The organism is Mesorhizobium sp. M8A.F.Ca.ET.161.01.1.1 (assembly GCF_004792105.1).
Classification (GTDB): Bacteria; Pseudomonadota; Alphaproteobacteria; order Rhizobiales; family Rhizobiaceae; genus Mesorhizobium.
In genome coordinates this window covers 1-289 of sequence record NZ_SRTD01000455.1, presented here as the reverse complement: position 1 = coordinate 289, position 289 = coordinate 1, and the positions used below count along the sequence as shown (strand labels likewise).

The following is a 289-nucleotide window of genomic DNA, read 5'->3' as shown; positions in this document are numbered from 1 at the left end:
CGAAGCCAGTGGCGACCTGCAGCTCAGCGCCCGCAACAGCCTGGACAACAGCGACGGCACCCTGGGCGCAAGCACCCTGCAGGTGCAGGGACAGGCGCTGCGCAACATGCGCGGCACCCTGCAGGTCCAGGGCGCGGCCAGCGCGCAGGTCCAACAGCTGGACAACAGCGGCGGCCGCATGACCTTCGCCCGTGGCTTCGAGTTGAAGGCGATGTCGGCGATCAATCGCGGCGGCAGCCTTGCCCACGGTGGCAGCGCCGAGACGACTTGGACGATTGGCCAGCTCGAC

General features: G+C 69.2%; 1 protein-coding gene. It reads left to right on the top strand.

Going from position 1 to position 289, the window contains the following annotated elements:
* Positions 1-289, top strand: a 289-nt coding sequence (locus EN804_RS36515; RefSeq protein ID WP_135922438.1) for a hypothetical protein, incomplete at both ends; no start/stop codon positions are given.